This window comes from Corynebacterium aurimucosum ATCC 700975 (assembly GCF_000022905.1).
Taxonomy (GTDB): domain Bacteria; phylum Actinomycetota; class Actinomycetes; order Mycobacteriales; family Mycobacteriaceae; genus Corynebacterium; species Corynebacterium aurimucosum_F.
This window is the reverse complement of record NC_012590.1, coordinates 2,512,610-2,527,151: the sequence shown is the minus strand read 5'-3', so window position 1 is coordinate 2,527,151 and position 14,542 is coordinate 2,512,610. Positions and strand designations below refer to the sequence as shown.

At 60.5% G+C, this 14,542-nt stretch carries 11 protein-coding genes; all 11 read left to right on the top strand.

Going from position 1 to position 14,542, the window contains the following annotated elements:
- Positions 1-69 precede the first annotated feature (69 nt).
- The 11 genes from CAURI_RS12095 to ttdA all read left to right on the top strand — a co-directional run bounded on the left by CAURI_RS12095 (position 70) and on the right by ttdA (position 14,540).
- Positions 70-1,440, top strand: coding sequence for a sodium/glutamate symporter (locus CAURI_RS12095; RefSeq protein WP_010188682.1), 1,371 nt, complete (start codon positions 70-72; stop codon positions 1,438-1,440).
- Positions 1,441-1,645: 205 nt separating this feature from the next.
- Positions 1,646-3,049, top strand: coding sequence for a TetR/AcrR family transcriptional regulator (locus CAURI_RS12090; protein WP_010188683.1), 1,404 nt, complete (start codon positions 1,646-1,648; stop codon positions 3,047-3,049).
- Between the two features lie 261 nt (positions 3,050-3,310).
- The gene (gene clpB / locus CAURI_RS12085) at positions 3,311-5,872 is read left to right on the top strand and encodes an ATP-dependent chaperone ClpB (RefSeq protein WP_010188684.1); all 2,562 of its coding nucleotides are present in this window, start codon (positions 3,311-3,313) and stop codon (positions 5,870-5,872) included.
- A gap of 95 nt (positions 5,873-5,967) precedes the next feature.
- Positions 5,968-6,819, top strand: a complete 852-nt coding sequence (locus CAURI_RS12080) for a sulfurtransferase (protein WP_010188686.1) — start codon at positions 5,968-5,970, stop codon at positions 6,817-6,819.
- A gap of 64 nt (positions 6,820-6,883) precedes the next feature.
- On the top strand, positions 6,884-8,131 hold the full coding sequence (locus CAURI_RS12075) for a type III secretion system chaperone family protein (RefSeq protein ID WP_010188688.1): 1,248 nt from the start codon (positions 6,884-6,886) through the stop codon (positions 8,129-8,131).
- A 148-nt stretch (positions 8,132-8,279) separates the two neighbouring features.
- On the top strand, positions 8,280-8,825 hold the full coding sequence (pyrE, locus tag CAURI_RS12070) for an orotate phosphoribosyltransferase (protein WP_010188690.1): 546 nt from the start codon (positions 8,280-8,282) through the stop codon (positions 8,823-8,825).
- Positions 8,818-9,492 (top strand): TrmH family RNA methyltransferase, encoded by a 675-nt coding sequence (locus CAURI_RS12065; protein WP_010188692.1) that lies wholly within the window; start codon positions 8,818-8,820, stop codon positions 9,490-9,492. The genes pyrE and CAURI_RS12065 overlap by 8 nt, the downstream gene beginning before the upstream one ends.
- Positions 9,493-9,555: 63 nt before the next feature.
- Positions 9,556-10,755 (top strand): glycoside hydrolase family 76 protein, encoded by a 1,200-nt coding sequence (locus CAURI_RS12060; protein WP_010188694.1) that lies wholly within the window; start codon positions 9,556-9,558, stop codon positions 10,753-10,755.
- 182 nt (positions 10,756-10,937) lie between these two features.
- Complete coding sequence (gene fbaA, locus CAURI_RS12055) at positions 10,938-11,972, top strand: class II fructose-bisphosphate aldolase (protein ID WP_010188696.1); 1,035 nt, start codon at positions 10,938-10,940, stop codon at positions 11,970-11,972.
- Positions 11,973-12,261: 289 nt separating this feature from the next.
- Positions 12,262-13,380, top strand: coding sequence for an AraC family transcriptional regulator (locus tag CAURI_RS12050; RefSeq protein WP_100067427.1), 1,119 nt, complete (start codon positions 12,262-12,264; stop codon positions 13,378-13,380).
- A gap of 125 nt (positions 13,381-13,505) precedes the next feature.
- A complete protein-coding gene (gene ttdA / locus CAURI_RS12045; protein ID WP_010188701.1) occupies positions 13,506-14,540 on the top strand; it encodes a L(+)-tartrate dehydratase subunit alpha in 1,035 nt (344 codons plus the stop codon).
- Positions 14,541-14,542: the final 2 nt, after the last annotated feature.

Here is a 14,542-nt window from a genome sequence, read left to right as displayed (position 1 = left end):
CATTTCCCGAAAGAGGGTGAGTCTCGTCTCAAGGACGCCGCCGAGTGCGGCATGGAAGGAAGTTTTCGCATGGAAGAATTCTCTGCGTTCACAATCATGACCGACGTGGGCTGGATTTCTTTGCTCATGGTTATCGGCAACGTTCTGCGCCACCAGATCAAGTTCGTGTTCCAGGACTTGCTCTTGCCTGCCCCCATCACGGCAGGCCTACTCGGCTTGCTCTTAGGCCCTAATGTCTTGGGTTGGATCGGTTTCTCCGACAACCTCGGCGATTACACCTCACTGCTCATCGCTGTGGTCTTCGCCTCCATGGCCTTCTCCATGGAGATGGGCGGCAATATGGGCAAAGGCGCCCGCAACATGTGGGGCTATTCCACCATGATGTTCACCGGCCAGTGGGGCCTGTTCATCGTTTTGGGTCTTCTCCTGTTCAAGCCAACCTTTGATACCCCGGACTGGTTCGGCATGATGCTGCCCGTTGGCTTCACGGGTGGCTTCGGTACCGCGGCGGCTGTCGGCAGTGCCTTGGAAGGTGTGGGTGCTGAGGCGGCGTCCTCCTTGGGCTTTACCTCCGCCACCGTGGGTACGCTGGCCGCCATCATTGGCGGTATCGTCGCCGGTAACTGGGGCATCCGTAAGGGCAAGGTTTCGCATGTGCCGAAGCAGCTTCCGGAGGAACTGCGCCGCGGCTACATCTCGCGCCTGGAGGATCGTCCTTCCCTGGGCCGTGCCACGACGAACCCCTCTGCCATCGAGCCCATCACCCTGCACGTTGGCTTTATCGCTTTGACCGTGATGACCGCTTATGGCATCAACAAGGGAATCTCCTCTGTGTGGGAGAACGTGTCCATCCCGCTGTTCGCTATGTCTATGGTCGTGGGTCTGCTCTTCCGTGCGGTGATGAACATGGTGGGCGCCAAGGATTACCTGGACAAGGACACTGTGAGCTCGGTGTCCGGTGCGGCCACCGACTACCTCATTGCCTTCGGTGTGGCGGCCATCGTGCCGGCTGCCGTCGCGGCCTACTGGCAGGCTCTTCTCCTGCTCTTTGTCCTGGGTACCATCTACTGCATCTTCTTCCTCATGTGGTTCCCCGCCGAGTTCTTCGGCGAGCGCTGGATCGAGCGCGGCATCTTCGGCTGGGGCTGGGCGACGGCTACCGTGGCCACCGGTATTGCGATCCTCAAGATCGTCGATCCGAAGCTCAAGTCCGGCACCCTGTCGGAGTACGGCATGGCCTACATCGGCTTCGGTCCTTTCGAGATTTCCTGGACCATCATCGCGCCGCTGGCCGTCATGTACGGCTTCACCGCTGGCTTCGGCTGGATCTCCCTGGGCATCGCGGTGGTTATCTACCTCGTCTTCAAGTTCACGGGAATGATGCCGCCGCGCGGCACCATCTTCAAGGAAGGCATCGGACACGTCGGCTCAGAGAAGTAGACGCTGACCTTTCCCGCGTGAAACCCCCAGGCCGTGGCCTGGGGGTTTTTCGTTCACAGGGTGGCCCGCATTACGGGAGTCAGTGCCTAGTAAACACATTGCTCTTTAACCAAGAATGGGGATAAAATTCAGGAAGTTGTTAGCGTGGCGCTCTCCCATTCTTTCTTTTTATTCTTTCGTCGGCAGCGCAATCTTAGGAATCCATATGCATATTCTTTATGAAGGCTCACCTCGTGAGGTCATCCTCGAGTCTGCGCTTCATATCGGAGCAGCCGAGGGCGATGAGGCTATTACCATGGAATCCGTGGCCAAGCTGGCGGAGCTTCCCGTCGCTGAGGTACGCGCGGAATTTCCTGATCGCGAGGCAATCGTGCACGCGCTTCCTGATTACGTAACTGACCGGAAAGTTAAGTTCCTCGAGGAAACGCTCGACGCTGCTCTTGGTTACGCCGATCTTTTTACTAAGCTGACCACTTTTACTGAGGCCTACTACGAGTACGCCGAACGTGAGCCGGAGCTGTTCCGCTACCTCTTTGAGAAGAAGGCCTATGTCTCCGAGGATGAATGGCGTGCTCTTTTGCAGGGAAACTTATCCCACAATCGCACCTTGGACCTGATCTATGAAAACATCTCGCTCATCGCGGCCGAGGAGAAGCTTAAGGTAGGAAGCGATGTGTGCTTTCAAACGGTGGCGCGGCTGAGCGCGGCCACCTTGGCTACCGTCCACGGTATGGCGCACCTGAGTGTTTTGGGTGTGCTGCGGCACCAGCACTCGGTGGTGCGACGCTTTAACCTCCGTGAGGTATGTAAAGCACTCATTGGAACCCTGTTCAAGGCTGCGGAGTTCTTGGAGATTCCGGATGTGCGTAGCCCGATGCAGGAGTACCGCGCGTTGCTCGCCGGGTTTGTTCCGGACCGCGATATTTCGTTGGACATCTCTGCGATTGAGGACGTGCAGGAACTTTCCACAGAGCGGGCACGCATGGCTGTTAAGGAACGTGCCATCCAGCTGGCAGCGCGGGAAGGGCTGCAGTGCGTGACCATTGAGAACGTGGCCGAGTATTTCGGTGTCTCCGATGTTTTCGTTGCTTCGCTGGTGGACAATGACTTCGTGTTGCGTGAATCCGTTGAGTGGGAAACCGACCGCGAGCTTGAAGCCCACAGTCTCTACCTGCTGGAGCGGCTGCCGGAGGGTGCATCGGCCGTCGACAAGCTCCTGTGCGTTGCGGTGGCCTATTTCCACTATGCGGTGACCTTCCCCGAACGCTATAGCGCCTGCATTGCTGCTGCCTCCGGCTCCGTGGTGCCGTTGAGTGAGGACGGTGAGGAGCAAACCCAGATGGGTGAGTCCTTCGCGCTGCTGATGCGGTTTGCCCGTGAGGCGCTGCGAGAGGCCGGCTATGCGCCGGAGGACCGCTTGGTCTACATCAAGAACCTCACCCTGTGGGCTGGCGCTGACGGCATGTGCCACCTGGCGTCGATGGGTGAGTTTCGAGATATCGACCTCGAACAGAAGTGGTCCCTCTATTGCTTTGTCACGGCCGTGGTTCTCGCTTCCTTTTCCTACGACCTTCCAGAGGAGCAACCACAAGCCTCTCAGTCGGCTTAAGCATTTAAGGCACCGGCCCCTCCGCACCGTTGCACCCAGCAGGGCGGTGGGGCTGGTTTTCTTATGCCTATGGCCTGCCAAGCGGGCAGAAGAAAAACTTGAGTGAAGCCCTATCAACCCGGTCGGGGGTGGTTGGTTTAAAAAAACTTCTAGTTGAGTGGAACAGACTCAAGTTCTGTAGCGTTATAGACAGTGAAGCTACCTTCCCTGCTGTAGCCGCAGGGAGGTTTGGATAAATAGTAGAAACGGAGAAACACAACAATGAGTTCTTTTAACCCCACCACTAAAACTCAGGAGGCCCTGCAGCAAGCACTGCAGACGGCTTCCGCCAACGGTAACCCGGACATCCGCCCGGCACACCTCTTAGCAGCCATCCTCGAGCAGCAGGACGGCATTGCCGCCCCGGTGCTCAAGGCCACCGGCGTGGACCCAGATACGGTGCTGAAGGAGGCGCGCCAGCTTATCGACGCCCTCCCCAAGGCCGAGGGTGCCAACATGGCGAACCCGAACTTTAACCGCGACGCCCTCAACGTCCTCACCCGCGCCCAGGAGCTGGCCGGCGAGCTTGGTGATGAGTACGTCTCCACCGAGGTTTTGCTTGCAGCTATTGCGGGCTCGAAGACGGATGCCGCGGAGCTGCTGACCTCCCGGGGTGCCACTTACGACGCGCTCAAGGGCGCTTTCCCCTCCGTGCGTGGTGCAGCCAGGGTGACCTCGGAGAACCCCGAGGAGCAGTTCCAGACTCTGGAGAAGTACGCCACGGACCTCACCGCCCGTGCCCGCGAGGGCAAGATTGACCCGGTAATCGGCCGCGATCAGGAGATCCGCCGCGTGGTCCAGGTTCTTAGCCGCCGCACGAAGAATAACCCGGTGCTCATCGGTGAGCCCGGCGTGGGTAAGACCGCCATCGTGGAGGGCTTGGCCCGCCGCATCGTGGCGGGTGACGTACCGGAATCCCTCAAGGGCAAGACGCTGCTGAGCCTGGATCTCGGTTCCATGGTCGCCGGCGCGAAGTACCGCGGCGAGTTCGAGGAGCGCCTCAAGGCCGTGCTCGATGAGATTAAGGCTTCCGATGGACAGATCATCACCTTCATCGATGAGCTGCACACCATCGTCGGCGCTGGCGCCACCGGTGAAGGTTCCATGGATGCCGGCAACATGATTAAGCCCATGCTGGCCCGCGGCGAGCTCCGCCTGGTCGGTGCTACCACCCTCGATGAATACCGCAAGTACATCGAGAAGGACGCCGCCCTGGAGCGCCGCTTCCAGCAGGTCTACGCCGCTGAGCCCTCCGTGGAGGACACCATCGGTATCCTCCGTGGCCTCAAGGAGCGCTACGAGGTGCACCACGGTGTGCGTATCCAGGACTCGGCCTTGGTCTCTGCCGCTGAGCTCTCGCACCGTTACATCACCAACCGCTTCCTGCCGGATAAGGCCATCGACTTGGTCGATGAGGCAGGCTCTCGCCTGCGCATGGAGATTGACTCCTCCCCGCAGGAGATTGATGAGCTGGAGCGCATCGTGCGCCGCCTCGAGATTGAGGAGTTGGCTCTGAAGAAGGAATCGGACGCCGCCTCGAAGGACCGCTTGACTGCCCTTCAGCAGGAGCTGGCTGATGAGCGCGAGAAGCTCGGTGAACTCAAGGCCCGCTGGGCCAATGAGAAGAAGGCCATCGATGATGTGCAGACCATCAAGGAACAACTGGAGGACCTGCGCCGCCAGGCAGAGATTGCGGAGCGCGATGGTGACCTAGCACTGGCCTCCGAGATCAACTACGGCAAGATGCCGCCGCTGGAGAAGGACCTGGCTGCCGCCGAGGAGAAGGCTCAGCAGCAGCACAACACCATGCTCAGCGAGGAGGTCACTCCGGATACCATCGCGGAGGTTGTCTCCGCCTGGACCGGCATCCCAGCCGGCAAGATGCTGCAGGGAGAGACCGAGAAGCTGCTCAACATGGAGTCCGTGCTGGGGCAGCGCGTGGTGGGCCAGAAGGAGGCCGTCACCGCGGTCTCCGACGCTGTGCGCCGCGCCCGCGCCGGTGTGGCTGACCCGAACCGCCCAACCGGCTCCTTCCTCTTCCTCGGCCCGACGGGCGTGGGTAAGACGGAGCTGGCGAAGGCTTTGGCGGACTTCCTCTTTGACGATGAATCCGCCATGGTTCGCATCGATATGTCCGAGTTCGGTGAGAAACACTCCGTCGCTCGCCTCGTCGGTGCCCCTCCGGGATACGTGGGCTATGACGCCGGTGGCCAGCTCACGGAGGCGGTGCGTCGCCGTCCGTACACGCTGGTGCTTTTCGACGAAGTCGAGAAGGCCCACCCGGATGTCTTCGACGTGCTGCTCCAGGTGCTCGATGAAGGCCGCCTGACCGATGGCCAGGGCCGCACCGTGGACTTCCGCAACACGGTCATCATCCTGACCTCGAACCTGGGTGCCGGCGGCACCAAGGAGGAGGTCATGGAGGCAGTCAAGCGCAGCTTCAAACCGGAGTTCATCAACCGTCTTGATGATGTGGTGATGTTTGAGCCGCTGACCTCGGATCTGCTCTCCGGCATCGTGGACATCCAGCTCAAGGGCTTGGCCGAGCGCCTGTCCGGCCGCCGCCTGACGCTGCAGGTCTCCGACGCGGCCAAGCTGTGGTTGGCCGAGCGCGGTTATGACCCGGCCTATGGTGCCCGCCCGTTGCGCCGCCTGATCCAGCAGGCCATCGGTGACCAGCTGGCCAAGAAGCTCCTGGCCGGTGACATCGTGGACGGCGATACCGTGCACGTTGACGTCGCCGACGGTGGCGAGCGCCTGGAGCTAGCTGCCCGCACCGCCTAAGGCACCGACTAAACCGGTGAGCGCGATTAGCGCTCACCGCGCTCACCGCGTTCATCGGTCGCCACTCTTCGCTCATGCCCCTATGATCTAGGGACATGAGCATTTTGATCTCCCCTCACGAGTTGAGTGAGAAGATTTACCGCGGTGATAAGACGACCATCCTCGCTTCCCTCTGGGCACCAGGGGAAGGCGAGGCCTTCAATCAGTTTTCCTCCCTCCACATTCCGACTGCCCAGTACGCCGACGCCGCTTCAGCCTTCGTGGGCCTGCCCGGCTCCAAGGTAGGGCGCAACCCACTCCCGCAGACCGAGAAGATTCAAGAGTGGATCGACCTCTGGGGTCTAGAGGAGGACAGCGAAGTCGTTGTCTACGACGAAGGCCGCGGACTCTTCGCTGGCCGTGCGTGGTGGACCCTGCGCTGGGCCGGCATCCGCAACGTCCGCATCCTCGACGGCGGCCTGTCCAACTGGCGTGCCCAGTCCCTGCCCACCCTTACCGGCCCGGGTAACTTGGGCATGCCCTCGGACTTTGAAGTGACCACGGGGTCGATGCCCACGGCCACCATCGATGAGGTCAAGGAGCATAAGGGCCTGCTTCTCGACGTTCGCACGCGCAACCGCTTCGCCGGCCGCCGCGAGAACCTCGACCTGAAGGCCGGCCACATTCCCGGCGCGGTCAACCTTCCGGAGCGCCTCTTTCACACACAGGACGTCACCGTGTGGAAGTCCAAGGAAGAAATCCTCGAAATCCTTGAGCAGCACGGCGTGACCAAGGAAAACGTGGACGGCGCCATCATCTACTCCGGCTCCGGTAACCACTCCGCGCTTACCATCGCCGTGCTGGAACACGTGGGCTTTACCGGTTTGCGTCACTTCGTGGGTGGATGGTCGCAGTGGTCAGCCAATCCGAAGAATCCGGTGGAGCGTGGCGACCGCGAGCACGTCTAGAATCCGCGCGTGACCAGCGCGTCAGCGCAGATCGAGCGCGCTGGGCGATTAGAGTCAGGCAGTGATGCCTTTCGTACTCTTATCCCTCGCCGCCGTCGCGCTCGTGGCTGGTCTCATCGTGCTCTGGTTGGATCACCGCCAGCGCGCCGCGCTCTCCGCCGACGAAACCACCACAGCGGCCGATACCGCTGCGCCTGAACTCACCCCTGACTCCCCCTCAGAGCCCGCGCTCGCCGAGGAACCCGCGCTCGCCGAGGAACCCGCGCTCGCCGAGGAACCTGAGCCTGCTCCAGAGCCCGACATCATTACCGAGCCGGAGCCAGAACCCGTGGCTGAGCCGGCAACCGAGCCAACTGCGGATGCCGCTGAAGAACCGGCCGCCGCTGAGCCCAGTGAGGAACCGGCGGCCGAACCGCAGGCTGCCGCACCCAGCTTTGCGGAGCGCGCAGAGCGCGCCAAGTACCTCGTGCCGGGCAGTGCCCGCCGTGAGCGCAAGGCCTTTGGCCAGCAGCGCGGCTGGGAATACCTCAAGCATGATTCCTACCTGGCGGATGAGTGGACCCGCGGCGCTGCCGCCCGCGGCCACGAACCCCGCGACATCGTCGCCGGAACTGTCCGGGGGCACGAGACGCTGCTCTTCGATATGGGTGCTATCCCCGTCATGGCTATGCGCACCGGCGCGGCCTCCGATATCGTGGTGGATTTCCGCCGAGCAGGCGAGGAGATTGAAAACCTCTCCGAGGATCTGTTGTACGTGCGTGAGGAGGAAGGTTTCGAGGTTTTCTCCTCCGATGCTGGCGTGGGCCAGCGCTTCATCGATACCCGAGTGAGTACGGCGTTGAATCATCTACCCGCCGCGGTGACTGCCGTGTGGCTGGAAGGGGAGTGGGTGCTGGCCCAAACTACCCGGCAGGCCCGCAGCGCTGAGTGGGAAGAGCTGCTCGAACCGCTGTCGCTGCTCGCCGATGCTGCTCGCGTTCTTCCACCGCGCTCCGAAGCCGCTCAGGTCCTGCGCGTCGATGAGCTGGACCCCAGCCGCGACATCCCGGAACCTCCGCAGCCGGAACCCACCGGGCCCACGGCGGTTCCGGACCGCGATGATTCCCTCGACGCCCCCACCATCCAGCGCCCCACCGAGCCGGTGGTCATGCCGAGCCGCACCACCAGCGAGGCCCGCGGCACCATCGACCACTCCAGCCTGGGTGCGGATGAAGTCGACGCGATTGCCGATGGCCACGAGCGCCCCACCCACGAAAACAATCAGGCCCGCCTGCCGCGCCGCTTCGATGGCGGCTCCTCCATCTTCGACTAGACCCGCCAGCCCGCCGCCGCGGCGAGGCGCCGCAGCCAGGTGTCACAGCCGAGCACCAGCACTAGTCGCGGGCAACCGTGCGGGAAGAGGGTAAACTACAGAGCGGATTTTTCACGGCCGAACAGCCACAGACTTTAAGGAGCGAGCGATGAGCCTGGATCAGCAGAAGAAGCAACGCCTAGCAGAACTGGTGAAGGAGCTGGCCGTCGTCCACGGCAAGGTCACGCTGTCCTCCGGCAAGGAGGCTGACTACTACGTGGACCTGCGCCGCGCCACCCTGCAGCACGAGGCCTCGCGCCTTATCGGCTCGCTGCTGCGTGAGCTCACCGCTGACTGGGATTATGCTGCCGCCGGTGGCCTGACCATGGGCGCGGATCCAGTCGCGCTGTCCATCATGCATGCCGATGGCCGCGATATCGACGCCTTCGTTGTCCGCAAGGAAGCCAAGAAGCACGGCATGCAGCGTCAGATTGAGGGCTTCAACGTCGAGGGACAGAAGGTGCTCGTTGTCGAGGACACCACCACGACCGGCAACTCGCCGCTGACCGCCGTGAAGGCTCTGCGTAAGGCAGGCGCCGAGGTCGTCGGCGTGGCCACCGTGGTGGACCGCAACACCGATGCCGGCGCAGCCATCGCTGCCGAGGGCCTGGAATACCGCTACCTGCTGGGCCTTGAGGATCTCGACCTTGCCTAAGCCCGAGGAAGAGGCGGCAGCCAAAGGCCCCACCGAGTGGAACGAGGGCCGCCACGGTGTTGGCCCGTGGGAAGGCCCGCTGCCCGAAGGCCCCGAAGCGGAGAAATACGATCCCGAACTGCTCGCGGAGGGGGATCGCCGCAATGTCGTCGATGCCTACCGTTACTGGACGCGCGAGGCGATCCGGGAGGATATCGATAAGCGCCGGCATGCGCTGCACATCGCCATCGAGAACTTCGAAAACGATTCCAACATCGGCACCGTGGTGCGCACTGCCAACGCCTTTGCCGTCGACACCGTCCACATTGTGGGACGCCGACGCTGGAACCGGCGCGGCGCCATGGTCACCGACAGGTACCAGCACCTCATGCACCACACGGATGTTAGTGAGCTAATGGCCTGGGCAGCGGACCAGGACCTGACCGTCGTGGCCATCGATAACACCCCCGGGTGTGTCCCCCTAGAAACCGCGGAGCTGCCCGAGCGCTGCCTGCTCCTCTTCGGACAAGAAGGCCCAGGCGTCAGCCCGGAGGCCCAGGACGCAGCAGTGATGACCTGCTCAATCGCACAATTTGGTTCTACTCGCTCCATCAACGCGGGCGTGGCCGCGGGCATTGCCATGCATGCATGGATTCGGCAGCACGCCGATTTATCAAAAGCTTGGTGAGATCCCGCGCACTGTGTTTACATCTAGGTAACGAATTCACATTGTGAGAATGATGAGACAAAAGTGTTAGAGAAATGGTCCCACCGCGCCGACCTTGCGGAAACAGCCATCAATGAGCGCCACGCGCAGGCCGTGTGGGGCTTGCCCCGTACCAACCTTGCCGTGGTGAGTTGGCCACCCACCACCAAGGAATCACTCTTTGTGCACTGGCATTATTGGTGGCAGGCGCATTATCTGGACTGTCTTGTTGACGCGGCCCTGCGCAAAAACACCAAAGCACGCCGCGCACGCATCGCCGATACCATCCGTGGCATTCATGTGCGCAACCTCCGCGCGCTGACCAAGAACCGCTACTACGACGACAAAGCATGGCTCGCCCTGGCCATCGCCCGCGCTGGTGAGCTCAAAAAGCAGCGCCCCTACAAGAAGTTGGGCACCCTGCAGCACAACATCCGCGATGGCATCGACACCCAGGTGGGCGTGCTGCCCTGGCGCGAAGGCGAGACCTTCCTCAACGTTCCTTCCAACGGTCCGGGCGCCATCATGCTGGCCCGGATGGGGCGCGTGGACGAGGCCCGCCATATCGTGGATTGGATCTACGATCACCTCATTGATGACGATGGCTTCGTCATGGACGGCATCCGCATGCGTATGGACGGGCAGGAGATTGTCCGCAACATCCACCCCTACTGCCAAGGCGTGGTGCTCGGCGCCTGCTTGGAAATCGTGCTGGCGCTGCGAGAGAAGACCGGCCTGCGCTCCGTGGAGGATATCGACTCCGTCCACGAGGCAGAACTCGCTGCGGACATGATGGACTACACCACTCGCATCCGCGGCCTAGTCCAAGCGGTGGCCACGGGCATGGCGACGTACACGGGCGTCATCGACTGGCAGACTGGTGACGGCGACGGCGGCCTCTTCAAGGGCATCCTTGCCCGCTACCTCGCGGACGTGGCGGTGCGCCTGCCGGGCGATTCCCCGGCTAACCGCGCGACGAAGAAGCTAGCCGCTCGCCTCGTGACGGCCTCGGCGGAATCCGTGTGGGAACACCGCCTAGAGGTAGACGGCCTACCCATCTTCGGCTCCGATTGGACCGCGGATGCCAAGCTTCCCCATAACTACGGTTTCGGCCCCTCGTCATTGAGCCAGAAGATGGGCATTATCCGCGTGGCTGAGCGCGATTTATCCGTTCAATTGTCCGGTTGGATGTTGTTGGAGGCCTGCACCCGGATTGTGAAGTACAAGTCAGAATCCAAGAAATAGCAGAGTTTCCCCAGGTGGTCGGGGGATTTCTGCCCATGCGGAGCGCTGTTTAAGTGAGGTCACATCTCATCTCGCGGCGGAAAACCACAACAACAGGCATACTTGGGTGTTGGAACGTGTTGTTTCGCTGGTTTGTGAGACGGCACGGCTTACTGCACAGCAACTCCAAAGGATGGAATTTCATGCCTATTGCAACCCCTGAGGTTTATAACCAGATGCTGGATACCGCCAAGAAGGGCGGCTTCGCATTCCCGGCAATCAACTGCACCTCCTCCGAAACCATCAACGCCGCTCTCCGCGGCTTCGCCGAGGCTGAGTCCGACGGCATCATCCAGTTCTCCACCGGCGGCGCCGAGTTCGGTTCCGGCCTGTCCGTGAAGAACAAGGTTGCCGGCGCCAAGGCACTGGCTGCCTTCGCTCACGAGGCTGCACAGCACTACGGCATTAACGTTGCGCTGCACACTGACCACTGCCAGAAGGAAGTCCTGGATGAGTACGTGCGCCCGCTGATCGCCTTCTCCCAGGAGCGCGTTGACCGCGGCGAGCTGCCGCTCTTCCAGTCCCACATGTGGGATGGCTCCGCTATCCCGATCGATGAGAACCTTGTGATCGCTCAGGAGCTCCTCGAGAAGGCCCACAACGCCAACATCATCCTTGAGGTTGAGATCGGCGTCGTTGGCGGCGAAGAGGACGGCGTTGAGGCCAAGGCCGGCGCTAACCTCTACACCTCCCCGGAGGACTTTGAGAAGACCGTCGACGCCCTCGGTACCGGTGAGAAGGGTCGCTACCTGCTGGCCGCTACCTTCGGTAACGTCCACGGCGTGTACAAGCCGGGCAACGTGAAGCTGCGCCCGGAGGTTCTGGATGAGGGCCAGAAGGTTGCTGTGAAGAAGCTCGGCCTGGAGGAAGGCTCCCAGCCCTTCGACTTCGTCTTCCACGGCGGCTCCGGCTCCGAGAAGGAGAAGATCGAGGAGGCCCTGCGCTATGGCGTCATCAAGATGAACGTTGACACCGATACCCAGTACGCCTTCACCAACCCGGTTGCACGCCACATGTTCGCTAACTACGACGGCGTCTTCAAGATCGACGGCGAGGTAGGCAACAAGAAGGTCTACGACCCGCGCTCCTACCTCAAGAAGGCTGAGCAGGGCATGGCTGACCGCGTGGTTGAGGCCTGCCAGGACCTGCACTCCGTGGGCAAGACCGTTTCTAAGTAGCGGTTCCACGCTGCGGTTGACGGTGCCGTTCTTGTAGCGGTACCTCGCCGTTCTAGCACTGAGGCACGATAAATTCTTCCATTCTTTAAAATGGGGAAGCCATCGTGCCTTTTGTGTTCTCTAGCCGTACCTGTGGGTTGTTTCTGGCTGCGACACTTACCGCCGATGCTTGTCGCCGCTCACTGGTCCTAGCGTAGAAAAATTCTTCCGTTTGTGTGGGGGCGTTTCGAAGGGGCAATCAATTCGAAACACTGTCGTTGCACAATTCCCAACGGTTACCATAAAAGTCATGTCCGAGTTCTATGCTGAACATACCCCACCTGCTCGCTCTGCAGCTTGGCGTCAGTACGTCTACGACATCGGTTCATACCACTACAATTGGCATTCGCCCATCGAGCTTCTCACTATCCTTGGCGGAAGCGTTGAAATTAACCGAGCCTCGGGAACCCGGGTACTCTCTCGCGGAGATGTCGTCCTATTCAATTCCAACGAAGGACACGCCACGATGTCTCTGGAGCCTCGCGAAGGAACAGCCAGCGCGCAGGCGCTTTTAATTCATCTCGACACCTCCTACGTAGCCAGCTTCAATCGCGGCTTCATCCCCCAATTTTCTTGTTGTTCCACTGATTTTTCGGGCACTCACCTGGGGATTAGTGAACTACGGAAGCTGTCGTCGCAGATGATGTTAGAGGCGCAGAAGGTCGATTCTCTAAGCAAAGAGGTTGCGCAAGAATCGCGTTTAGCAGCCATATGTGCAGTTCTTTATCGGGACTTTTTTGAAGGTGACGCGCCAGCAGCACGATCGGCTGATGCAGAGCGACTCCAGGAAATGCGGCGAGTGATTGAATACGTGGATGAGCATTATCAACAGAAGATAACGCTGCGAAACCTTGCTGACTTCGCCGGCTATTCACCGGCCTATTTCTCAGATCTCTTTAGCTCCGTTGTAGGGATTCCAGTTAGTGAGTACATCACGAGGGTGCGGTTAGCCGAAGCCGTACAGCTTTTACGCCGGACCGATTGGCCCATTACTGACGTTGCTTTGGCCGCAGGATTTCCAGATAACAAGGCACTCAGCTTGGCTTTTAGAAGAGCGTTTAGCAAAACGGCGAGCCAGTACCGAAAGCAGCTGCGTTCGGTAGAAAAGACTGGTGTCAATGTGGCAGCGGTGGATGAACGATTTCACGAATATTTTGTGAGCACCACCGATTCCTTTGTTCGCGATACTCTTTCCGAGTTCGCGGGTGAAAGCGCAGAAGGGCGTGTGGCAGCTGAACGCGAGCAGCTCCAGTCTCTGCTTGCAGAAGTGTCACAACAGGCCGAAAAATCTGGCAGACACGGTGCGGAACGGGATGACGCGGTAGATCCGGTAAAAGCGGTAATTCTTTCGGAGCGCTACTGGAATTGAGGGTAAATATAACGTTTGTACTGCATAAACGCAGCGTAGAGTCCCAAAGTTTTGGGATGCCGGGTGCGTAGGTATTGGGAGATTCTGGAGTTGTTCAGTCCCCTGGATAGCAAAGGAAACTCACCATGACGACCACTGAATCTGAAGTACTGCGCGGTGTTCCACAGCGCGCTACCCGGCGTGCAGAGACTCCGAGCACGTCGACAGTGCCGGTAGAGATTGAGTTCGCTCCGTCCACCAAGAAACCTTCCGAGCTCGGGCACCAGTTCAGCCCTGAAGTTCAGCTTCTGATCGATCGTGTTGCCAAGTTCACCGACTTGGTATCGAAGCGTCTTCCAGACGACGTCACTGAGCGTCTTCGCCAGCTGGCAGAGGAAGAAGACCAGCCCATGGCAAAGATGATCTACAAGACCATGCAGCGCAACCAGAAGCTTGCGCTCGACCTGGACCGCCCGTCATGCCAGGACACCGGACAGATCCAAATTTTCGCACGTGTAGGTACCGAGTTCCCGTACCTTTCGGAGCTCGAGCCCGCGATGAAGGAGGCGATTGGTATCGCCTCAGAGACGGCGCCTTTGCGTCGCAACTCTGTTGAAACATTCAACGAGTACAACCCTGGTACCAACATCGGCACCAAGTCCCCGTGGCTCTATACCGAGCTGATATCTGGTTCGGATGAACTTGAGCTCGACGTCTACCTCGCCGGTGGCGGATGTTCTCTACCTGGCCAGGGAAAGACTCTGATGCCAGGCGAGGGCTATGAGGCGGCGATGAAGTTCATTCTGGATGTCATGACGTCCTACGGCGTCAACGCCTGCCCACCAATGCTGATTGGTGTTGGTATTGGAACGTCCATCGATACGGCTGGTTTCATGTCCAAGCTCGCGCTGATGCGCCCGGTGCAGTCCCACAATCAGAACGAGGTTGTCGCCGAGTTGGAGAAGAACCTGGAGACCGCCATTAACGACTTGGGGCTCGGACCACAGGGCCTGGGAGGTAAGCGTTCTGTCATGGGCGTCAACATCGAGAACTCTGCTCGTCACCCGTCCGTCCTTTCGGTCGCCGTCAATACCGGTTGCTGGTCTCACCGCCGTGGCACCATCCATTTGGACCGTGATCTCAACTACCGCCTGCTGACGCACTCCGGCTTCGAGCTTTAAAC

What these genes read in the sequence shown, in the direction of transcription:
- ttdA (WP_010188701.1), top strand. Translation starts at nt 13,506, where the DNA reads ATGACGACCACTGAATCTGAAGTACTGCGCGGTGTTCCACAGCGCGCT.
- CAURI_RS12050 (WP_100067427.1), top strand. Translation starts at nt 12,262, where the DNA reads ATGTCCGAGTTCTATGCTGAACATACCCCACCTGCTCGCTCTGCAGCT.
- pyrE (WP_010188690.1), top strand. Translation starts at nt 8,280, where the DNA reads ATGAGCCTGGATCAGCAGAAGAAGCAACGCCTAGCAGAACTGGTGAAG.
- CAURI_RS12095 (WP_010188682.1), top strand. Translation starts at nt 70, where the DNA reads ATGGAAGAATTCTCTGCGTTCACAATCATGACCGACGTGGGCTGGATT.
- CAURI_RS12090 (WP_010188683.1), top strand. Translation starts at nt 1,646, where the DNA reads ATGCATATTCTTTATGAAGGCTCACCTCGTGAGGTCATCCTCGAGTCT.
- clpB (WP_010188684.1), top strand. Translation starts at nt 3,311, where the DNA reads ATGAGTTCTTTTAACCCCACCACTAAAACTCAGGAGGCCCTGCAGCAA.
- fbaA (WP_010188696.1), top strand. Translation starts at nt 10,938, where the DNA reads ATGCCTATTGCAACCCCTGAGGTTTATAACCAGATGCTGGATACCGCC.
- CAURI_RS12075 (WP_010188688.1), top strand. Translation starts at nt 6,884, where the DNA reads ATGCCTTTCGTACTCTTATCCCTCGCCGCCGTCGCGCTCGTGGCTGGT.
- CAURI_RS12080 (WP_010188686.1), top strand. Translation starts at nt 5,968, where the DNA reads ATGAGCATTTTGATCTCCCCTCACGAGTTGAGTGAGAAGATTTACCGC.